Raw genomic sequence first — 14,834 nt, forward strand, 5'->3', positions numbered from 1 at the left:
GCTCGACGCTCTAGTCCGCAATGCATTCGATCGCCACGTCGCGCGGTCACATTGAAGACGCGGATGTCGAAGCTGTGCGGGCCGCAGCGTCGCGTCGATGTCGGTCTTGAACGTGTTGTTGAAGAGGTTGGTATAGAGCTGAAGGCTGTCTCGGCGACGATGTCCACGACCATGCGCGTCGCTTTGCGCACTGGTCGGCCGGCCCCGCGCGGCGAACCGCACGGGGCTCTGTCGCGCAACGAAGTGGAAACGCTTTCGTCCCAACCCTCACAGAAGATCGCGCTGTTTTACCGGGGAGCAAAACGCCCGCTCAAGGCGGGCGGTGACGATGGCCCGCATGGAGGCGGGAACGTGGGATCGTTCTTTCATCGATGCGATCGAGGCGCGTTGCAACAACTGAAGCGGAACTTTCGACGGCGCCGTGGTTGATGACAGGAGACCTTCCTGTGAGATGCTTCAGTCGGAAATGGTTCGGGCTCGGGCTCGCGTGTAGTCGCGGTAAGCGGCCCTCGACTCCGCGCAAGCGGGGTGTTTGAATGACATGAACGCCCCTATCTGGTCGCAGATTTGCCGCGGCCGCCACGTTTGGACGTCGAAGCATTCGTTTGGATCGGAAGAGCCGTGCGGCATGTTGAGTTTCGGACGTCAAAACACGATGACTTGCTAGGACGTGCTCAATGCCGACATCCCGAAACCGGGCCCTATTAGTGAGCCGCGAATGGAGCACGCAGCTCAAACATGACCGCGCGTTTCTCGGCGTCGCTGCGGTTTCCCATTGTGGGGCAAAGCGGCGATCCGTCCATGGATTGCACGAACTGCCGCTTCACGCTCTGACTAAACTAAACCACGACTACGATCTTCCCGATCTGTTGTCCTCGCTCCATGTAACGATGCGCCTCTGTAATATCTGAGAGGGGGAATATACGATCAATTCTTGGCTTGATCTGCCCACTGACGAGCTTCTCATATACGTAGCGCTTTGCATGCGCAAGCGCTTCGGCGTTGCCGGTGATTGAAAACATCGTGTAGCCCATCATCCGGAAGGGTCTACCCTGCGCTCCTTGGGCCCAGGCCTCGAACACCGGAAATGGTGTCAGTTCAGGTGCCAGTGTTCCGTACACCATGATTAGGGCGTCTTGGGCCGTGGCCTTTGCGAGCTCAAGGATGCCCGTTCCCGCAACGGCGTCAAAGATGATCTTCGCACCGACTCCGTTGGAGATCTGCAGGATCCTTGCCGCGATTTCATTCTCTTCGCTGGTCACGATGACATGGTCGGCGCCGGCCGCGAGCAACTCATCTCGCTTATCGGCACTGCGAGAAGTCGCAATAACGATCCCGCCTTCGGCCTTGACGACCTGGATGGCCGCAATGCCAACTGAGCTCGTTGCCGCGGTAAGGACTACATAGTCTCCCTTCGCGACGCGTCCATTATGGACGATAGCGCCGTAGGCGGTAATGTACTGCATCCAAATGCTCGCGCCCTCCTCAAAGGATAGGTGGTCCGGGTAGGCAGCGAGGACATCAGCGGGAACGATTGCGACCTCTCCATAGACCCCGTACTTATTCAGCGGGAACGCTGGCACAGTGGACTGCACGGTGCTCACGAGCTGAGGGTCTACGCCAGGACCTACCGCTTCGACAATACCAGATGCTTCATAGCCGATGTTTGAGGGAAGCTTTGGCTCGAGGAAATATTGACCCTCACGAAACATGACTTCTGCCCGATTGAGGCCAATGGCTTTGACGCGAAGCCGTACCTCGCCCGGTCCCGGGTCGGGCAGCGGTAGTTCGTCGATACGCAGTACGTCCGCGCCACCGGTTTCATGAAAGCGTACGATTTTAACCAGGTCCGACATTTTTCTCTCCCAGATTCGTGGGCTTACGGTTGTTAGGACGCCTAAAGTGCGTTCGCTCAGTGTTTGGCCTTATACATTGGCACGGAGTAACTGCTGACGACCACTTCTCCCGGCGAACGGTTCGCCTGAGATCCACGCGCCCAATCTGTTTGAGTCCGATCGTCGGATCCAACACGAACGTTGGAGATCTTGCTCGCGCGGCTTTGTTGGTAACCGTCGCTGTCAATGTCGCGTTGTCCAATGGTGGTAGTATCTGCTGCTCGACCGTTTTGCGTCTGCGCATAAGCAAGATGGACTAAGCAGAAGGAGAGGGCTGCTGCACCAATCCCCAGCTTGAGAGTTTTCAAGTTCGGTAACGGGTTATTCATTCGGGTGACTCATGATCTTGTGCTCTAAGGAATCGGGCCACTTCGATGCGCTCCATGACCAGATTGTCCGCACGACCCGGCACAAGCTGCTCATCCAAACGCTATCGCTGATGAGAAAAGTCGGGCAGACAAGCGCGATTCAGTAGAACTGTCACACGCCATTTCCACGCTGTTACTGGCCGACCATTCGAATCAGAACCTTTTCATGGCCCGCGAAACGCCGGCACCTAGCGGGAGGTCAGCCTCGACTAGGATCGATTAGGAACTTCTCCCCGGTCGCTTTCCGATTGAAGGCGCGCAGTACCTCAGGATTCAACGCTTCGGCCAGGCCGACGGTGCGCGTGTAGTGACTAGCGAAGGTCGTAGTCAATTCCTCCACAACACGCTGACGAAGGCGTTGCATAGTTGCAGGATCGATTCTGCGCAAATAATGAAATAACAGCCACGCCGAGACGCTCCATGCGTACCCGAGCGCGGAGCGGTCGAGAACGGTCGGCGCCGGGTCGAGGCTGCCATAGATATAGAGCTGCTTGAGGACGTCCGAGCCGTATCGGCTGTAGGTGCCCGAATTTCGGGAAGACGCGCTTTCCATGGCTAGCAAAATGTCGCTGCCTAACTTGCCGCCGCCAACAGCATCAAACGCGATCGTCGCGCCGGTCTCAGCGACGGCGTCAAGCAGAGACGTACCGAACCGCTCGTCCTTCATGTTGAGTACGTGACTGGCGCCGAGATCTCGAAGAATGCGCATCTGCGGGTCGGAGCGCACAATGTTCACCAACGGGATGCCGTCGGCGAGGCATATACGCTGCAGCATCTGGCCAAGGTTGGACGCGGCAGGATTGTGAATGATCGCTCGATGACCGTTTCGGTTGGCGGTTTCAACGAAGCCCAGCGCGGTGAGCGGGTTGATAAACATTGACGCACCATCGGCTGCGCAGGCACCCTCGGGTAGTGCGATTGCATCAGCCACCTTGATCTTGCGGTAGTCGGCGTACATGGCGCCGCCGAACATGCCGACGCGCCTGCCTTGGAGCAACGTCGCATTTCTTCCAGCCGCTATCACTGTGCCAGCCCCTTCGTTGCCGACTGGAAGCGACTTACCGATCCGACCGGCGATTGAAGCCAGGTGCGCCCGGGGCACCGTGAGCTTCACTTGCGACAGGCTCCCAGATTCATTTGTCTCGATCGATGAGAGATCCGCAGGGCCCAGGAGCAATCCAATATCACTTGGATTGACCGGCGTGGCTTCAACGCGCACCACGACTTCATCATCGCCCGGTTCTGTCACTTCGACTGTGTCGAGCGAAACGGTAAGCGTGCCGCACCTGTCTACGGTCGATCGCAATTCTCGTCCCATCCAACCCATTGCTTGCCTCCGTCTCATGCGTTCAATTGGGCATCTTTCATACAATGAACCGTTCGAAATCGATTTCGATTTTGACGAAGCATAACATGAACGAGTTCCGCGCGCGCAAGCGGGAGGCAAGAGGGTATTAGCTCAATGGAGATGAAAAGGGACAGCTACTGAATCGCAGTCGCCGCGCCCCCCAAAGGCAGAGCAGATGGGAAGTAATGCGCAGGCAACTGCTCAATAGTTCAGGAAATCATCGCATTAAAGGATCTTCGCGGCGGGGATAGACGCTTGAGCAGGTCATCTACTTGAGTTCACCACGCCGTGCTTTTCGGTGAGGCTGGTCGTTGCTTTTGCGACACGCGCGTTCATCATCGCGAACGAGTAGACGAATGGAAAAGCTGCGCACCGCAGACTGCGCGGAAGTCGATATACCGTAAGGTGGACTGCAACGACGGCTCAGCATTACGACGGCGTACCGATTCAACTCGGACGAGCGCGCAGGTCGGGGAGCAGTGTTCCACCTTTTTAAGCCCGCAACGCGCGTGGCCGCCTGGGCGTGCTTGTATCGCCGCGCGCGGGAATTCGGCGCGGGCCATCGGAAGCTCGGATCATCAACTCAGGCTCCCAGATTTCCTGGAGCGAATGCGGTGACGCCCCTTCGAGCCGTTGAAGCAACATTTCCGCCATCCGCTTTCCGGCTCGATGCGTCTCGGCTGAGAAGGTGGTCAGTGCGGGTTGGACATAGCGCCCGATCGGATGATTATCGCCGCCGATCACGCCTACGTCGTGCCCGGGGGCCCTCCCGGTCTCCGCGATCCCCCGAAGCACCCCGAGTGCGATTAGATCGTGACCGCACACGATCGCGGTGGGCGGGTCGGCCAATTGCAGCAGACGGCGTGCGGCGTGGGCGCCGCCTTCTTCCGATATATCCGCCTCGATACAAAGCGATTGGTCAAACTCAATTCCAGCTGCCCGCAAGGCCTCTGAATAGCCCAATCTCTCGAGGTGGCTAAACATAAGGTACTCCGGAGCATGGACTAATGCGATTCGGCGATGCCCCAGCGCGATGAATCTCCCGCAGCCGGTGCGCCCAACGACCTGATGATCTATGTCGACAAACGGAAACGCATCCGATGTCTCACTTCGGCCAAAAGCGACGAATGGAATGTCGCGCTCGAGCAGATACGCGATGCGTTCGTCCTGCCGACGGGTGCGTCCGAAGAGTATTGCGTCCACACGCTGCCGTTCGATAAGCCGCTTGAACAGGTCGAGTTCCGTCTCCACGCTACGCCCGGATGCAACGATCACCTGAAGACCGCTGTTTTCCATCGCGTCGTTCACACCCATCAGCATGTCCAAGAAGAAAGGGTGAGCAAAGGATGTCTGCGGCGGCGAGACCACGAACGCGACCGTGTCGGCCGTTTGGCGGCGTAAGCGACGCGCGGCCGGGTCGGGGCAGAAGCTATAGCGCTCGGCGGCCTCCAGAACCCGCTTGCGCGTTGCCGCACTCACGTCTTCGCGGCCATTTAGCGCCTTCGAGACGGTGCTAACGGACAGCTTTAGCTTCGCTGCGAACTCTTGGATGTTCATATGGGCTGCGCTCTTCCATGTCTGCTTCGTCGAGGCGTCGAAAACGATTTTTGGCATTTTACCCTTTCTGAGACCACAGCGTGCGAGTTAACGTTCTGTTTTCAGAAATCGATTTCGGCCAGTGTTTTCGTCGACAGCGGGTCGGTGTTTACCCGCCTCGAACGTCGTCTAACTAGTCGTTGAACCTCGGCGTGACCGGGCCGGAAAGCCTGTCTGCCTTACCTCTGCAAGACGCAAGAGCCTAGGTCATAGACTAAAACGATTTCGGGACGAAACAGTCGATGCTTGAACTTTTCGTGACCGGGTGCTAACTTGTATTCGAAATCGTTTTCGACAAACGATAGCGGCGCGGCAAATCCATGCCGAACATGTTTATTCCATGGTGAACACCTTGATCGAATATATCGTCACACCCAACGCACCTCTGCCGCGCGGACACTACGCTCAGGCTACCAAGGCCAATGGTCTTGTCTTCGTGTCCGGACAGTTGCCACTCAAGAATCAGGACGGCGTTGCTTTACCTGAAGGACTCGACGCACAGGTTCATCAGGCGTTGTCCAACATGCGCGAGGTTCTGCTTGCGGCAGGAAGCGATGTGGACAAACTGCTGAGCGTACAGATCTATGTGTCCGATATCGAAAACTGGCCGAGGGTGAACGAACTCTATCGCGCCTTCATCGGCGAAAACGCACCCGCTCGCACAGTCGTGCCGTGCGGCTATTTGCACTATGGCGCGCAAATCGAAATTAGCGCCATCGCCCTTTCTGGCGCGCCGATTCAATAAGAAAAACGCTGGCGCGACAAGAGCGCATGGAACACACATCCACGGAGTTCAGTGAGGAGAGAATCATGCAGGCGCTTAACTGGTACAAGGAAGCGGCTCCGGCCGAGCGGCGTACGTTTTGGGGATGCTTTTGCGGCTGGACACTGGACAGCTTTGACAATCAGGTGCTGTCGTTTTTGTTGCCCGCGCTTATGGCAGCGTGGCACTTCTCGAAAACCGAAGCGGGGCTTATCGCCACCTCATCTTTGCTCGCAGCCGCCGTTGGTGGATGGATCTCGGGCATCCTGAGCGATCGTCACGGTCGCGTGCGGGTGTTGACGGGCTCGATTATCTGGTTCACAGCGTTCAGCGTCGCTGCAGGATTCACAACTTCATATCACCAGTTACTCATCGTGCGTGCACTGCAGGGGCTGGGGTTCGGTGCGGAATGGGCCGTCGGTGCCGCCTTGATGGCGGAGGTCATTAACCCGATCCACCGAGGTAAGGCACTTGGGCTCGTGCAGAGCGGCTTCTCTGTCGGCTGGGCACTCGCTGCTGTCATCACGGGGTTGCTGCTCGCATATCTTCCTGCTTCGATCGCATGGCGTTCGGCGTTTTGGGTCGGTGTTGTGCCGGCGCTCGTTGTGCTGCTGATCCGCCGATACATACCCGAGCCCGAAGTGTTCCGCGAGATGAAGAAGGCTACGGGCGGTGCCGTTGTGGCAACGTGGCGTTCGTCTTTTCGCCGAGATGTGCGACGGTGGAGTCTGCTCGCAGCGCTGCTCGTCACTGGACTCCAGGCCAGCAGTTACGCGATCATGATCTGGCTTCCGACGATGCTCATTCAGGTCCGGCACTTGCCGGTGTCGAGTGTTGCAATGATGGCGACGATGATGAGCGTCGGCTCGTTCATCGGCCAGGTCGGTTTCGCTTACCTCAACGACTCATTCGGCCGCCGCTTCACCGCAATCGCCTTTTGCATCTTTTCCGCGTCGATCACAGCCTGCTACCTCTTCGTCCCGATGGATCCGTGGATGCTCGCGCTGCTGGGCTTTCCGGTGGGCATGGGCATCAACGGTGCCTTTGCCGGAATCGGGCCGATGCTCTCGGAACTGTTCCCCACGGAGATCCGCACCACCTGCATGGGATTTTCTTACAACGTCGGCAAGTCGGTCGGCGCCATGAGCGTCGCTTTGGTCGGAGCCGTTGCCGAGCGCATGGGCATGGTTGGATCGATCGCGCTTTTTAGCTTCGTTGGCTACTTCTGCGCGCTGCTTGCGTTGACGTTCCTGCCCGAAACACGCGGGCGGGACCTTTCCAACGTCGTCGCTGACAACGAATCCTTGGAACAAGCAGACTTGCTCGAGCAGGTCAGCGCCACGCGCAGATGAACGTCTGACCCAATAGACGTCGGAAACATGGAGACACGTATGAGCAGTGAATCGGGGGTCGAATTTTACGATCCCGCCGAGGGGCATGGCCTGCCGCATGACCCCTTCAAGGCGATTGTCGCGCCTCGCCTGATCGGCTGGGTGTCGACGCGTTCGCCGCAGGGACAGCCGAACCTTGCGCCGTACAGTTTCTTCGGTGCATTTGCGAGTTCGCCGCCCATCATCGGCTTCGCGAGCGAAGGGCGGAAAGACAGTTTGCGCAATATCGAGGCAACGCGTGAATTCGTGTGGAACCTCGCGACCCGGCCACTTGCGGAGCAGATGAACCTGACCTCCGCCACCGTTGGGCCGGAAATCGATGAATTCCAGCTGACGGGGCTCACGCCTGCGGAGGGTCGGAATGTGTCGGTGCCGCGGGTAGGTGAATCGCCAGCGGCGCTTGAGTGCCGATTGTTGCAGGTTATACACCTTCTTGATCTGCACGGGAGCCCGACCGACAGCTGGCTTGTACTTGGTCAGGTCGTGGGCGTGCACATTCAGAAGGCTTATCTGAAAGACGGTTTGTTCGATACGCGTGCCGCGCAGCCGATTATGCGGGCTGGCTATCGAGCGGACTACGCGCAGATCGGCGAGATGTTCGAGATGTATCGGCCGGTAATCTGAGCGATTCCTACAAGTTCGAGAACATGCGCCTTGGAACGAAAACGATTTCGACAGTGAGATTGAGATGACTCAAATCGACAACGAAGTATCGATGATCCGCGAAACTGCCCGCCGCTTCGTGCGCAACCGGCTTGTTCCGCTTGAACAGCAAATTGAGACGGACGATGACGTAAGTCACGAGTTGCTTGCCCAACTGCGATCCGAAGTCGCGGCCCTCGGCCTGTACGGGTTTAACCTTCCAGAGAGTATCGGTGGCCCCGGGCTATCGGCTGCAGCAAAAGTGGCCATTCTCGAGGAGCTCACATACACGTCTGTCCCGTTGAGCGAGGTGTTCGGCCATCTGCCGCTTCAACTGTCTCAGGCGAACGACCGTCAACGCGCCGAGCTGTTGCCCGACATCCTCGCCGGCCGAAAGATTGTCACGTATGCGCTGACGGAGCCTAACGCCGGCTCAGATCTCGGTGGCCTGCGCACGCGTGCAGAAAGGGCGTCGGGCGGATGGGTACTCAACGGAAGCAAACATTTCATTTCTCACGCGGAGACGGCCGACTACATCATCGTGCTTGCCGTAACCGATGCAGGCGCATCCCTCAAGGGTAAGCTCAGTACTTTCATCGTCCGCAAGGGAAATCCGGGTGTAGTCGGCATGACGCGCTACCGCAAGATGGGATGGCGAGGCTACCACCTCAATGGTTTCACGCTCGAAAACTGCTTCGTTCCCGAGGAGGACTTGCTGGGCGAGGTCAATGCGGGCTTCCTCGGCATGATGCAGTCGATCAACCAGGATCGCTTATTGTCGGCGAGCCGTTCGCTTGGTCTTTCGGCACGGGCCCAGACGATGGCCTGTGAGTATGCGCAAGAGCGCAAGGCATTCGGCGCGCAGCTTTCCCAACATCAGGCAATCCAGTTCATGGTTGCTGATAACGATGTGGAAATCGAAGCGGCGCGCATGCTGATTGGCGCGGCGGCGCAGATGATCGAAGACGCCGATCCGCGCGCACATGTCGCTGCATGCCGCGCGAAGCTTTATGCGAGCGAGATGGGTTGCCGCGTGACCGATCGCGTGCTCCAGATCTTTGGCGGCATGGGTTACATGACAGAACTGCCTATTGAACGTTTTTACCGCGACGCGCGTGCATTCCGCATTGGTGAAGGTACGTCAGAGATGCAACGCATCCAGATTGCGCGTGCTGCCTTCGCATCGGGAGGTCATCATGGCCTTTGACCTGCTCGACGCGGGAAACCTCGAACTGCCCGCTCTGCATCACGGAGTGCATAGTTATACGCGCGGCGATCTGGGACTTGCGGGGCGGCGTGCCGCGTCATTTCTTCATGAACTCGGTGTAAGACGAGGCCACACCTTCGCGGTGTGGCTTCCCGATGGCGCTGTATGGATGCAACTCTTCTTCGGCGCAGCTCAACTTGGCGCTCTGATGGTGCCAGTGAGCACCCGCTTCCGAAAGCAGGAAGCGCTGCATGTCGTGAAAACATCGAAGGCGCGTGTTCTCTTCGTGCCAAAGCGTTTTCTCGATTTTGACTACGCCGGCTCGGCGCGCGAGATCGACGCTTCGTGCGAGGCGTTGAGCCATGTCGTCGAAATCGAACGATTCGACGGTCTCGCATGGAGCGAGCGCGAACCTTACCCACATTGGGACGGGCGTGATACCGATCTTCTCTGCACTTTTATGACCTCGGGCACGACGGGGCAACCGAAGCTCGCGGCACACACGGCGGGCGGAATTGCTCGTCATGCGCGCAATGTCGGTTCTTACAACGATATGCGAACGAACGACGTAGTGCTCTGCGCGCTGCCTCTTTATGGCGTGCTTGGTTTCGTGCAGACTATCGCGGCCCTCGCATCGGGCGCTGCGTGCGTGTTACTGCCCGTGTTTAAAGCGGACGCTGCAGCGGCGGCTATCGAACGGCATCGCGTCACGCATTTCTTCGGTTCGGACGCCATGTTCGACATGGTGCTCAACGCTGGAGACTACTCCCTTGCTACCTGGCGCCGCGGCGCATTCCCGGAATATGCAGGCCTTGGTCGCAGTGTCATCGCCAAGGCGTGGGACGCTTGGGGGGTTCGACTGACAGGTTTGTACGGCATGTCCGAATGTTTCGCGATGGCGGCGATGCGCGACCCGCAAGGCGACGCGGAGCAGCGGGGGACGCCCGGAGGCAGACCGATCTCGCCCGAGATCGCCTTCCGAATTGCCGACCCGGAGAGCGGAGAGACGCTTGCAGACCGTCAACAGGGCGAACTGCAACTGCGCGGCTACAACATTATGGCAGGTTACCTCAACAATCCCGCTGCAACGGCGGCAACCTTCACCGCGGACGGCTGGTTCAAGACGGGCGATTTAGCCTACGCCGATGGTGGCTCTTTCCGCTATGTCGGCCGCATTAGGGACAGTCTGCGCCTGCGAGGCTACCTGGTTGATCCCGTCGAAATCGAGTCCTTCCTCACGCAGCATTCCGGCGTAGAGGCGGCCCAGGTCGTCGGCGTACACGTCGAAGGAGAAGGGGACGTCGCGGTCGCATTCATTCGCGCGTCCACGACACCGGAAACTGAGGAGGCGTTGCTTGCCTGGTGCAAGCAAGGCATCGCCGGTTTCAAGGTGCCTCGCCGCATCATCGCAGTTGAGGCGTTTCCGCAAAAGGAAGGTCCTAACGGCGTCAAAATCCTGAGAAACGAGTTGCGTGAAATGGCCGGACGTTGTCTCGGTATTGCGCAGCCGGCATCGGTATGACATGGGAGATTCGACAAATGAAGCAAGCTGACATTCGCTCCGACATTGCGTGGGCGACACCAAAGAAGGTAGTTATTCACGGTCTCGATTTGTGCGACGACATTGTTGGGAAGATTGACTTTGGCCAAATGGCGTTCTTGCAATTATTCGCGCGCCTGCCGCAGGAGCGTGAGCTACGCATGTTCAACGCGATGATGGTCATTCTTGTCGAGCATGGCATCACGCCTTCGTCACTCGCCACTCGCATGACGTATGCGGGCGCGCCGGAAGCCGTTCAGGCGGCCGTGGCTGCAGGTTTGCTTGGTCTCGGCTCGGTTTTCGTGGGTTCGCTTGATAACGCTGCCCGACTATTGCAAGAGTCGATTCCCAACCCGGAGAATGCGCCCGACATCGATGCACTCGCCCGCCTGATTGTCGAGAGCTACCGTGAACGCAAGGAGATTTTGCCGGGAATCGGGCATCCGTTTCACAAGCCGATTGACCCGCGCGCGCCGGCGCTCTTCAAAGTCGCTAAAGAGACCGGCTACGATGGCCCCTACATCCGCCTCATGACTGCGATCGGCACAGAGGCGGAACACAAGCTTGCTCGCGCGCTGCCGGTGAATGTCACGGGCGCGATGGCGGCGGTGGCGTCTGAAATGGGCATTCCGTGGCGCATCTGCCGTGGGTTGGCCGTTGCAGCTCGCGCGGTTGGCTTGGTCGGTCACGTACTTGAAGAGATGCGGCAGCCATTCGCGACCGCCCTATACCTTCGTACGGAGCACGAAGCGAGCGCACATCTGATCCCAACGCAAGACCGAGAACAATCGTGAGTGCGCCGCTGCCAAACGCCTTTCGCTTCTGGACCGAAGAGAAGCTAAGGAATGCGGATACCGACCAATTCCGGCATGTCAACAATGCGGTGATCGCAACGTTCTTCGAAGCGGCGCGGATGGAGATCTTCTCACCGCCGCAGATTCGTTCACTGATGGATGGCGCGAATCTCGCAGTTGTCAGACTACTAATCGAATTTCGCACGGAGTTGCATTTTCCCGGCCACGTTGGCGTCGGAAGCGCGGTCATCGAAGTGGGAAATACATCGTTCAGAGTGCGGCAGAGCATGTTCGATGACCATGACGAGACGCTTTGCGCAACGGCGGAAGCGGTTTGTGTCCTTGTACACGGTGAGACCGGACGTCCGCATCCGATTGCACCCGAACTTCGGGCATATCTTTCCAAGGACGCCGAGAAGGAGACTTACTCATGACGACAGGCACGGTTATGTATGAGCGGCTCGGAGATATCGCGCTCGTGACGCTGAATGATCCGAGCCGCCGCAATGCGCTGTCCCGCGAGATCGTCCGTGGCGTGTCAGCCGCTTTGGACCGGGCGCTGGAGGACGGCGCTCGCGCGGTCGCTATCGCCGCAAACGGGCCCGCGTTTTGTGCCGGCGCAAACATCGACGATCTCCGTTCTGGATGGATGGAAAGTCCGCCGCCCGACGAAGATCCCGCACTGATGTTTAAGCGCATTGCAGAGTTCGAGCGACCGGTCATTGCGGCGGTTCACGGCCCGGCAATAGGGGGTGGCATGGAACTCACCCTCGCCTGCGATCTGGTTGTCGCAAGCACCACCGCATGGCTGTCGATGCCTGAATTGGGGCACGGTGTCATTCCGAACACTGGCGTCGCGCTGTTGTCGCGGATCGTCGGATTGCGCCGCGCATTTGATCTCATCCTGACGCGCAGACGTGTTCCGATCGAGGAAGCGCTGGAACTCGGCCTGGTGAACTGCGTGGTTTCTTCCGAGGAACTGAGCGACAGCGTTCTGTCTTTGGCGCATCAGGTGGTTGACACTGTGCCGCCCGGCGCGTTGAGAGCGGCCAAGCTCAACCTTTGCGCACACGCGGGGATAGATTGGGAGCGCGTCGTGAGCTCGCCACGAGATGTGCCGAAAGAAGAGTGGCAGGAAGGGCTCGATGCCTTCACTCAGAAGCGGAACCCCAACTACGCACGCTTTTGGAGCTGAGGTGCAACGCTGTGCTATGCATTGAAGGGAGATCAAAGTGAAAGTACTCGTATCGGTCAAGCGTTCGGTGGATCCCAACGTGAAGGTGAGCGTCAAACGTGACAACACCGGCGTCGATATTTCGAACGTCAAAATGTCGATGAATCCGTTCGACGAAATAGCAGTGGAAGAAGCGGTACGCTTGAAGGAAGCGGGCGTCGCGACGGAAGTGGTCGCGGTGTCAGCAGGCAACGCGCAATCTCAGGAAACGCTGCGCACTGCTCTGGCCATTGGCGCGGATCGCGCGATCCTAATCGAATCAACCGGGGAGTTGCAGCCTCTCGCTGTGGCAAAGCTCCTCAAGGCGATCATCGACAAAGAGCAGCCTTCTCTCGTCTTGCTAGGCAAGCAGGCGATCGACGACGACTCGAATCAAACGGGTCAGATGCTTGCTGCGCTGGCGCGCTTTCCCCAGGCGACTTTCGCATCGAAGGTCACCATTGCGGACGGGAAGGCCACAGTTGAACGCGAACTGGACGGTGGCGCAGAAACGCTGTCGCTCAGGCTTCCCGCAGTGGTGACGACCGATTTGCGTCTGAACGAGCCGCGCTACGTCACGCTACCGAACATCATGAAGGCCAAAAAGAAGCCACTCGAAATCATCTCATCCGGATCGCTCGGGGTCGATGTTTCCCCGCGTCTGGAGACACTGAAGGTCACCGAGCCACCGAAGCGCGCCGCTGGCGTGAAGGTCGCTAACGCGAAGGAACTGGTCGCAAAACTGACATCCGAAGCTAAAGTGCTTTGACGCTCGAATGGGCGGAGAACGAACATGACGATTCTTGTTATCGCTGAACACGACAACCAAACGCTTAATGCGTCGACGTTAAACACCATCGGCGCCGCGGCCGTGATCGCGACTTTTACCAATCATCCGATTCATGTGCTCGTCGCAGGACACGGTGCAAAAGCGGTCGCAGAAGAGGCCGCGAAAGTGGCGGGGGTCGAAAAGGTGCTTCTCGCCGATGCTCCTCGGCTTGCTGAAGGCCTTGCGGAGCCTGTCGAAGCCACGCTCGTGGATCTTGGCAAAGACTATTCGCACATCTTGGCGCCTGCGACTGCCTATGGGAAAAACATTGCGCCGCGCGTTGCAGCCCGGCTGGATGTCGCTCAAATCAGTGAGGTCATATCTGTTACTGATGTCGACACGTTTGAGCGGCCAATCTATGCGGGAAATGCCATCGCGTTGGTTCGGTCTCGCGATCCGATCAAGGTGCTGACGGTTCGTGCAACCGCTTTTGATCCCGCGGCATGTGAGGGAGGTGGTGCTTCGATTGAAGGGATTCGCGCAGCCGATGATGAGGGCCTGTCGCAATTCGTGAGCCGGGAGGTGACAAAGCTGGACCGGCCTGAACTGACATCGGCGAACGTGATCGTGTCCGGTGGACGCGGCCTGGGCAGCGGCGAGAGCTACCGGGCCGTGCTGGAGCCTCTGGCTGATCGGCTTGGCGCGGCGATGGGCGCGTCACGAGCGGCAGTCGACGCTGGGTTCGTACCCAACGACTATCAGGTCGGCCAGACGGGAAAGATCGTTGCGCCGCAGTTGTATATTGCGGTCGGCATATCCGGTGCGATCCAACATCTCGCAGGCATGAAGGACTCGAAAGTGATCGTGGCGATCAACCGAGACGAAGAGGCGCCCATCTTTAGCGTTGCGGACTATGGCCTTGTCGGTGACCTCTTTGAGTGCGTTCCTGCGCTGCTCGACGAGTTGGATGCGCCGCGATGAACGCGCAACTTCCGATCCGCGCAGAATCCGGCCTGAGGCCTATCCACAACTCTCGCTTACAGGGCAGGGCGATCGCTAATGCGGAAGATGCGGAGTTGTGGCGATGGTTTTCCCTGTTGGTGCATGACTCACGCATTCGATGGATACACGCGCACGAAGGCTGGCTTGTATCCATCGACCATCGGCACGTAGCTACTGAGTCGTCCTTCGACGAAGCAATGCGCTCGGCGATGTTGCGCTTTAAGGAGCGGTCCGGACACCAACAAACAAAGTTTTAATTTCGGCTCTTTCGAGTCGATGCTTTCCGTTCAAAGAACGAACAACTTA

The 14,834-nt window shown here is 58.5% G+C and carries 15 protein-coding genes; 11 read left to right on the forward strand and 4 right to left on the reverse strand.

Translation table 11 applies throughout. The features are described 5' to 3' along the window. Positions 1-63 precede the first annotated feature (63 nt). Positions 64-429 carry a hypothetical protein gene (locus IAG25_RS31435; protein ID WP_187608317.1) on the forward strand — a complete coding sequence of 122 codons (366 nt, stop codon included), beginning with the start codon at positions 64-66 and terminating at the stop codon, positions 427-429. Between the two features lie 410 nt (positions 430-839). Here IAG25_RS31435 and IAG25_RS31440 read toward each other — a convergent pair whose 3' ends face one another. The 4 genes from IAG25_RS31440 to IAG25_RS31455 all read right to left on the reverse strand — a co-directional run bounded on the left by IAG25_RS31440 (position 840) and on the right by IAG25_RS31455 (position 5,225). Then, positions 840-1,856 carry a zinc-dependent alcohol dehydrogenase family protein gene (locus IAG25_RS31440; RefSeq protein WP_187608318.1) on the reverse strand — a complete coding sequence of 339 codons (1,017 nt, stop codon included), beginning with the start codon at positions 1,854-1,856 and terminating at the stop codon, positions 840-842. A 56-nt stretch (positions 1,857-1,912) separates the two neighbouring features. Continuing rightward, positions 1,913-2,224, reverse strand: coding sequence for a hypothetical protein (locus IAG25_RS31445; RefSeq protein ID WP_187608319.1), 312 nt, complete (start codon positions 2,222-2,224; stop codon positions 1,913-1,915). A gap of 238 nt (positions 2,225-2,462) precedes the next feature. Beyond that, positions 2,463-3,590, reverse strand: coding sequence for an NADH oxidase (locus tag IAG25_RS31450; RefSeq protein WP_187608320.1), 1,128 nt, complete (start codon positions 3,588-3,590; stop codon positions 2,463-2,465). Between the two features lie 513 nt (positions 3,591-4,103). Next, a complete protein-coding gene (locus IAG25_RS31455) occupies positions 4,104-5,225 on the reverse strand; it encodes a LacI family DNA-binding transcriptional regulator (RefSeq protein WP_255504078.1) in 1,122 nt (373 codons plus the stop codon). Positions 5,226-5,547: 322 nt separating this feature from the next. Between IAG25_RS31455 and IAG25_RS31460 the strand changes: the two genes are divergently transcribed. The 10 genes from IAG25_RS31460 (at position 5,548) to IAG25_RS31505 (ending at position 14,507) form a co-directional block, all read left to right on the forward strand. Then, complete coding sequence (locus IAG25_RS31460; protein ID WP_222946732.1) at positions 5,548-5,952, forward strand: RidA family protein; 405 nt, start codon at positions 5,548-5,550, stop codon at positions 5,950-5,952. 65 nt (positions 5,953-6,017) lie between these two features. Beyond that, on the forward strand, positions 6,018-7,322 hold the full coding sequence (locus IAG25_RS31465) for an MFS transporter (protein WP_187608321.1): 1,305 nt from the start codon (positions 6,018-6,020) through the stop codon (positions 7,320-7,322). A 39-nt stretch (positions 7,323-7,361) separates the two neighbouring features. Continuing rightward, entirely contained in the window at positions 7,362-7,985 is a 624-nt protein-coding gene (locus IAG25_RS31470; protein WP_187608322.1) for a flavin reductase family protein, read from the forward strand. A gap of 64 nt (positions 7,986-8,049) precedes the next feature. Then, positions 8,050-9,210, forward strand: coding sequence for an acyl-CoA dehydrogenase family protein (locus IAG25_RS31475; RefSeq protein WP_187608323.1), 1,161 nt, complete (start codon positions 8,050-8,052; stop codon positions 9,208-9,210). After that, the gene (locus tag IAG25_RS31480) at positions 9,200-10,732 is read left to right on the forward strand and encodes an AMP-binding protein (RefSeq protein WP_187608324.1); all 1,533 of its coding nucleotides are present in this window, start codon (positions 9,200-9,202) and stop codon (positions 10,730-10,732) included. Before IAG25_RS31475 ends, IAG25_RS31480 begins: the two co-directional genes overlap by 11 nt. 17 nt (positions 10,733-10,749) lie before the next feature. Further along, a complete protein-coding gene (locus tag IAG25_RS31485) occupies positions 10,750-11,544 on the forward strand; it encodes a citryl-CoA lyase (RefSeq protein WP_187608325.1) in 795 nt (264 codons plus the stop codon). Next, complete coding sequence (locus IAG25_RS31490) at positions 11,541-11,978, forward strand: acyl-CoA thioesterase (RefSeq protein WP_187608326.1); 438 nt, start codon at positions 11,541-11,543, stop codon at positions 11,976-11,978. The genes IAG25_RS31485 and IAG25_RS31490 overlap by 4 nt, the downstream gene beginning before the upstream one ends. After that, complete coding sequence (locus IAG25_RS31495) at positions 11,975-12,739, forward strand: enoyl-CoA hydratase/isomerase family protein (RefSeq protein ID WP_187608327.1); 765 nt, start codon at positions 11,975-11,977, stop codon at positions 12,737-12,739. Before IAG25_RS31490 ends, IAG25_RS31495 begins: the two co-directional genes overlap by 4 nt. A gap of 37 nt (positions 12,740-12,776) precedes the next feature. Further along, entirely contained in the window at positions 12,777-13,526 is a 750-nt protein-coding gene (locus IAG25_RS31500; RefSeq protein ID WP_187608328.1) for an electron transfer flavoprotein subunit beta/FixA family protein, read from the forward strand. Between the two features lie 24 nt (positions 13,527-13,550). Further along, a complete protein-coding gene (locus IAG25_RS31505; RefSeq protein WP_187608329.1) occupies positions 13,551-14,507 on the forward strand; it encodes an electron transfer flavoprotein subunit alpha/FixB family protein in 957 nt (318 codons plus the stop codon). The last annotated feature ends 327 nt before the right edge of the window (positions 14,508-14,834 follow it).

The organism is Caballeronia sp. EK, from assembly GCF_014384845.1.
Taxonomy (GTDB): domain Bacteria; phylum Pseudomonadota; class Gammaproteobacteria; order Burkholderiales; family Burkholderiaceae; genus Caballeronia; species Caballeronia jiangsuensis.